The organism is Draconibacterium sp. (genome assembly GCF_041583095.1).
In the GTDB taxonomy this organism is placed as follows: domain Bacteria; phylum Bacteroidota; class Bacteroidia; order Bacteroidales; family Prolixibacteraceae; genus Draconibacterium.
Genome location: NZ_JBFHGM010000273.1, coordinates 1 through 6,826, shown reverse-complemented (window position 1 = coordinate 6,826; position 6,826 = coordinate 1). Strand labels below are relative to the sequence as shown.

Genomic DNA, 6,826 nt, shown 5'->3' with positions numbered 1-6,826 from the left:
CACCGCTACCGCGCGAATCCCTTCGCGTGGAATAATGTTACTTCTGTTTTTTGCATTTTCTACCACCGCTGCCGCGCGAATCCCTTCGCGTGGTGTACAACTCTGCCTCTATATTGAATTTTTTACCGTCCCTGCGCTCATAATTGCCCTGCGAGTATATAAAAATAGCCTGCGAGGAACTATTATAAGGGCGCGAGGTTGTTATATTTAGGTGCGAGGGCCTGATATTTACCTGCGAGGTACTAATATATATGTGCGAGGTTACCTCGCATCCCTTTTTATATCCCTCGCAACCGATTTAGTATCCCTCGCACGCTATTATTTGTCCCTCGCATGTATTTAGATATACCTCGCACCTTATTACGAGTACCTCGCATAATAATATTTAATACAATGCCTGGGTTTAGCCGGCAGAATTGCTTTTGCGTTGATCCTTTTTCTTCCAGAATTGGCTAACATAGCCCACATAGCGGTCTTTTCGGTGGCGGAAGATGTACTGGCCGGTTGCGCGGATTTCCGAAACTTGTTGATGCAAGGACCAGAACGCCTTATTACGCGCAACTGCCATTTCATTTAAACGGGCATTTTCGTTTTTAGTCTGTGCCCACAAACCGGCCAACTCTTTCGATTTTGCCGTTGCTGTGTCGAGCAAGTCCATATCAAATCCAATAGCCGTAAGCAATTGACTGTGTTTCTGCCCCAGTAGCGCCAAATCATTCAGGTCCTGTATAAGATTTGCATAGCTGTTACCTTTTGCAATATATTTTAGCCGGGCTAATAAATCGGGTTGCTTCCGAAAGGCAAAACGCAAGGAACGTATCAATTCGGCCTCTAATTTACTGGCCTCCGGCTGCTGTAATTTCCATTGCACCTGTGCTTCGCCCGGAGTTTTTAGTTTCTTTTTCCATAGCGTTTGGGCATCACGACAGGTTTTAATATTTTCCGGCAATGTGTTAATCATTTCCTCATCAACACCGGCTTTTACCAACTCAGGCACATCTTCAATACACCATACATAAAGGTTTTCGGCTTCCTGCAAAAAAGAAGCAACAGGTTGGTTGGGGCGCGACGATTTTATTTCTTCAGGTTGGGTTGTTTGTTTGATTGTTGGCATTTTTTTCGATTTGGGTGAATCAATATCTTTTTGTTAAGCACAAGATAGTTTAGATTTAATAAAAAGGCAAATTCTACCCCTCATCCAATAAAATACAGGATCACCTGAAATTTCCGTTGGATAAAAAATAATACTATAAAAGTTTCAGGATTGTATCAAACCACCAATCATAAGAAATATACTTTTGTCCTATCGGACAGATTTTACTATTTGGCTTGATCCAAACAGGTAAACACAAAACTCAAGGCTGCGCCCGCCTCTCTCGGAAAAGCTACGTGCTACCAACTAAAATTCCTGAAACTCCCCCCGAAACTTCGGGGCTCCTCAAACAGCAGTAATTTTTTAACGCTGGCACCACTTGTTTTCCGTCCGCCAGCTGGCGGACGAGGCCCGGCTTCGATGTAGCTCTCGTTGCATCGGTGGACGGCCTCTATTGGTCGTTGCCCGGAGTTGAAATGAAACCTTAGTGAGAACGGGAAGCTCCGAAGAATTGAGGAGATCACCCGTTCGAACTTAGGTTTTATGAAAACGCAGGGGAAAGGCCAATAGCAGCCTTGAACTTACTGCTTCGTCTTTGCTTTAAGGCAAAGATGAAGGCTGCCGGCAGGCAAAAAGTAGAATCCATCTGGAAGCATTTCAAAATTGAATCCACGAAATTTTTCGGATGATCCAAAATACAAAAGTATAACCCTTACGGACGATGCTGTTACGTGTCGGGGCTTTGACCCCCTTCGATATTTTAGGACTGAAAGTCCGGCAGGTGCAAGCGTAATCCGTGAGGGTTACGAAAAAAAGGCCTTAGCGTTTAATCGGTAAGATTAATGGCTAAAGCCTTTTTATATGTTTAATTCTGATCACCGGGCTGAAGCCACGGTGCAAATAATAAAACCAACCACCTCACCGCTGTAAACGCGGTCCCCTCCTCCTATCAGGAGGAGAAACTTCGTGCCGGAAATATCTTTTGAATTCCAAACTTATTGAGCGAATTATTCATCCATTGGGTAACTAAACGAGTATGTCCCCGACCCCACTAAAACAGTTACATCTGCTCCGGTTTGTTTGGCGTTTGATTTTAGATCGCCGTCCATGTTTATTTCGGCTACTTTTGCTTTTGGCAGCACCACTTCGGCAGAGGTATTTGCAGGAACTTCAACCTGGTAGGTCATCTGTCCGTCGCTCACCTTCCAATCCGATTTAATCGGGCCATACATAGAATTAAACGTTGCATCAACCTGGGTTAAACCTCCGCCCGGATTTGGTGCCAGGAAAAATTTCTTGTACCCCGGATTGTTTTCATCCACTTTTATACCGGCCACATGGTTGTACAGCCATTCGCCAATAGCACCGTAAGCATAATGGTTAAAGCTGTTCATTCCCACGTCCTGGAAGGTTCCGTCGGGCTTCTGTCCGTCCCAGCGCTCCCAGATGGTTGTTGCTCCCTGTGTAACCGGATACAACCACGATGGGTAATCTTTACGGTTCAGCAACATAAAGGCCAAATCGTCGCGGCCAATGGCCGAAAGTGTCGGACACAGAATTGGCGTTCCCAAAAAGCCGGTGGTAAGGTGTCTGAATTTCTCTACATCTTTTGCCAGGTAAGCGGCTGCATCATCAACCATACTGTCGGGCAAAATGCCAAATGCCAGCGAAATAACATAAGCTGTTTGTGTGTGCGAAACCAGGCGTCCGTTGGGCGTAACAAACTCGTTGTTAAAAGCCGTTTTTATGTTTGCCGCCAGTTGTTTGTACTTTTCGGCATCTTGTGGTTTGTCGATTATCTGTGCGATTTTAGCTGTTAATGTGGTTGTGTAATAAAAATAAGCGGTTGCCAGCAGGTCTTTTTCGGTGGTAGCTCCAGGGTAATCAGAGCTTGTTGTGGCATAAGCCAGCCAGTCGCCAAAATGAGCGTCACCGGTCCAAAGGTAATCATCGCCTGCGCGTTCGTTCATATAGCCTACCCATTTGGTTATTGCCGGGTAACTTTCTTTCAGAATGCGGGTATCGCCATAAATTTTATACACCGACCATGGAATTATAGCCACCACATCGGCCCAGCCGGTAGCGCCTCCCTGACCATTCAACACATCGGGAATAACATGTGGAATAACACCATTGGCGAGTTGATCGGCCTCCACATCTTTCATCCATTTGGTGTAGAAAGCAGCCACATTAAAATTGTATCCGGCAGTCATACTAAACACCTGCGCATCGCCTGTCCAGCCCAAACGTTCGTCGCGCTGCGGACAATCGGTTGGCACATCAAGGAAGTTGCCTTTTTGTCCCCACTGAATATTGTGCTGCAGCTGATTGATCATTTCGTTGTTGCAGGCAAATGTACCGGTTGGTTCCATATCCGAATAAATAACCACTCCGGTAATATCTTCTTTCGCCGGGATTTCATCAAAACCAATTAACTGCAGATAACGAAATCCGTGAAAGGTGAATTTTGGTTCGTAAACCGCCTCACCGTCTTTGCCAAAAATATAGGTATCGGTACATTCGGCCGAACGTAAATTGGCGGTATAAAAGTTACCTTCTTTATCCAGCACTTCGGCAAATTTCAGTTGCACTTTTTGCCCCGCCTTGCCTTTCATTTTTATACGCACCCAGCCAACCATATTCTGGCCCATATCGTAAACCTTTTCGCCTTTTGGTGTGGTGATAAATTCAATTGGTTTAAGCTCTTCAACAGCTTTTACAGGCACACCCTGAGGAGCAATCAACAAATCTTTTGGTTGGTCAACTTCTTCAACGCTCTTCCATTCACCTGCATTATACCCGGTACTTGCCCAGCCGGTCAGTTCCAGTCGGGCATCATACGTTTCACCATTGTAGATATCCGATTTGCGAATCGGGCCATTGTTTACTTTCCAGTTTTTATCGCTAACGATCCACTCGCTGCTCCCGTCGGTATAGTCAATTTTTAACTGAAATAACAGCGCCAGATTACTTCCGTAATAACCATCGGCACTGCTCCAGCCAATATTTCCACGGTACCAGCCATCGCCCAAAACAACGCCAACAGCATTCTCTTTTTGTAACATTTTGGTTACATCGTAAGTCTGGTATTGCAAACGTTTATTGTAGCTGGTCCAACCCGGCGTAAACAGCTGGTCGCCCACTTTATCGCCATTTAAAAACAGCTGATACAGGCCATGAGACGTTACATAAGCCCGCGCCGATTTTACCGTTTTTGACGTGGAAAATTCATTCCGGAAATATTGCGCAGGTTTTGAATCCTCAGACTCCGGTTCGTTGGGCAAAGCAATCCACGACGCTTTCCATAACTCAGGCTTCAGAATTCCCATTTCCCAATAGGCCGGTTCGCTCCAGGCACTTGCTTTACCGCTGTTATCCCATACCCGCACCTGCCAGTACACACGTTGCATCGACTCCGGTTGCGGGCCGCCATAAACCACATTCACCGACTTATTGGATTCAACCTTTCCGGAATTCCACAACTGTTTGCTTTTTGATGCCAGGTCTTTCACCGAGCCTGCCACTCTGATTTCGTAAGCCGATTGAACAACATTCTGTTGATCGGAATAAAGCTGCCAGCTTAACCTTGGCTGTTCAACATCAATGCCCACAGGATTTTCGTGGTACTCGCAAACGAGTTTCTTCACACTTGTTTTAGCATATAGTACCGATGAAAACACACTTAGAATTAAAACTAACAGGAATGATTTAAGTAAAGCTTTTGAATGCTTCATTTTGTTTGATTTATTTGGTTTAGTAAAATTTTAGAACATAAAATTAAAGCTCTTTAACTGCAATTACAATACATAAACTGATACTTAATTTATACTTTTTGGCACAATCAAATACATTTCGGAATAAAAGAGAAAGTAAACTAGTCATCAAAATCGGAAACAAAATCAAATTTATGTCAGCAAATTCCACTTTTTTAATAAAAAAATGTAATTTTCATGCCGAATATCGAACATATTTCTTTCATCATTAGTATCAACAGTGCCTAATCGACGAATCAAAATTTTAATAAATCATTTAAAGAAAAACACATTTATTATGGTCAAAAAACTGCTTTATTTGTGCTTTTCCGGCTTGCTTATAGTTATGAGCTCCGGGCTAAAAGCGCAGTCTGACACCGGATTTGGAAAATACCACACCAACCGGGAGGTTCAGCAATTGTTAAAAGAATTTTCTTCGGGAAATGCCAAACTGCACACCATTGCCGAAAGTCCGGGTGGCGAACCGATTACCGTATTGGAAATTGGTGCAAACCTCAGCGATGTTCCGGCAATTTTTGTGGGTGCCAATTTCGAGGGAAATGTACCACTGGCAACTGAAGGCGCGTTGTACCTGGCGAAACTGTTAATGGATTCAACAGCTTACACCAAAGATGTAAAATGGTACATTATGCCACAGCCCAACCCTGATGCCGCAGCCGTGTATTTTTCGGCATTAAAAACCGGACAGGCCACCAATCTTTTCAAAATAAACAACGATGGCGACGAGGCTACCGATGAAGATGGTCCGGATGATTTGAACGGCGACGGGCTGATCACTCAAATGCGTATTAAAAGTATTGAAGGCAGTTATATCGTTTCGAAAGAAGATGCGCGGCTAATGAAAAAAGCCGACAAAAAGGAAGGCGAACGTGGCGTGTACAAATTGCTGACAGAAGGAATTGACAACGACAAAGACGGGAAATACAACGAAGACGGTACAGGCGGGATTAACGTGGGTATTGCCTTTCCACATCTTTTCCCCTTCGAAAACAAGGAGGCAGGTTTATACGCCGGGCAAACTCCCGAGGTGTATGGAATACTGCGTTTTATTTTCGACCGCCCCGAGATTTCGATGGTGTATACTTTAGGTACATCAAACTTCTGCCTGGTTCCGCCAAAAGGAGGCCGTAAAGGCGATGCCAACCTCGATAAATTAAAAATTCCGCGCCGTTATGCCACTATGCTTAACGCCGATGCCAATAAAACCTATACCATGGACGAAGCAATCGAGTTGTTTAAAGCGGTTGTATCTCCGGGCACTGATGTTACTCCGTCGTTGGTGGCCAGCTACCTGAGTTTGGGACCGGCGACTAATCCGTTGGAAGACGACCTGGTTTTTTATAAAAAATATGCCGAAGCGTATAAAAAGTACCTGAAAGCAAAAGATTTCAGTACCGAAACCCTGGATCCGACACCGGCAAAAGATGGTTCGTTTGAATTGTGGGCCTATTACCACCTCGGCGTGCCTTCGTTTAGCATGCAACTATTTTCAATTCCGAAAGTAAAAGAAGAAGCGAAAAAAGAGGAGGAAAAAGAGGCCTCGGATGACAAGAAAAAGAAAGAGGAAAAGCCGGAGAAAAAAGATGAGTTGAGTGAAAAAGACAAAGCGTTGCTGGCTTATTCTGATGCAGAACTGGACGGAGCAGGATTTGTTGCCTGGACAAAAGTAGATCATCCCGATTTTGATGAAGTTGAAGTGGGGGGCTATGCTCCTTACCTGGAAACGACTCCGAAAGCAGATAAAATTGAGTCGTTACTGGCAACACAATTGCCCTGGTTGCTCCAATTATCAAAAGAATTACCTGAGTTTGCCATTGCCGACAAAAAAGTAACTGATATGGGCGGCGGTATTTACAAACTGGAATTGTATGTAGCCAACAATGGCGCACTTCCCTACCCGATTTCGATGGGACAGCGAAATGGCCAGCCGGCTCCTGTAGTGCTTACGCTCGATGGCGAT

At 44.6% G+C, this 6,826-nt stretch carries 3 protein-coding genes; 1 reads left to right on the top strand and 2 read right to left on the bottom strand.

The features are described from left to right. Positions 1-403: 403 nt before the first annotated feature. A complete protein-coding gene (locus ABZB17_RS18815; RefSeq protein ID WP_372652475.1) occupies positions 404-1,114 on the bottom strand; it encodes a hypothetical protein in 711 nt (236 codons plus the stop codon). A 986-nt stretch (positions 1,115-2,100) separates the two neighbouring features. Continuing rightward, on the bottom strand, positions 2,101-4,827 hold the full coding sequence (locus tag ABZB17_RS18810; RefSeq protein ID WP_372652473.1) for a glycoside hydrolase family 78 protein: 2,727 nt from the start codon (positions 4,825-4,827) through the stop codon (positions 2,101-2,103). 316 nt (positions 4,828-5,143) lie between these two features. Here ABZB17_RS18810 and ABZB17_RS18805 point away from each other — a divergent pair. Further along, positions 5,144-6,826 (top strand): M14 family metallopeptidase (locus ABZB17_RS18805; RefSeq protein WP_372652471.1); only part of this gene is annotated, 1,683 nt, incomplete at its 3' end.

Excerpts from the sequence above, each read along its gene's own strand:
- ABZB17_RS18815 (WP_372652475.1), bottom strand. The coding sequence starts at position 1,114 with ATGCCAACAATCAAACAAACAACCCAACCTGAAGAAATAAAATCGTCG.
- ABZB17_RS18810 (WP_372652473.1), bottom strand. The coding sequence starts at position 4,827 with ATGAAGCATTCAAAAGCTTTACTTAAATCATTCCTGTTAGTTTTAATT.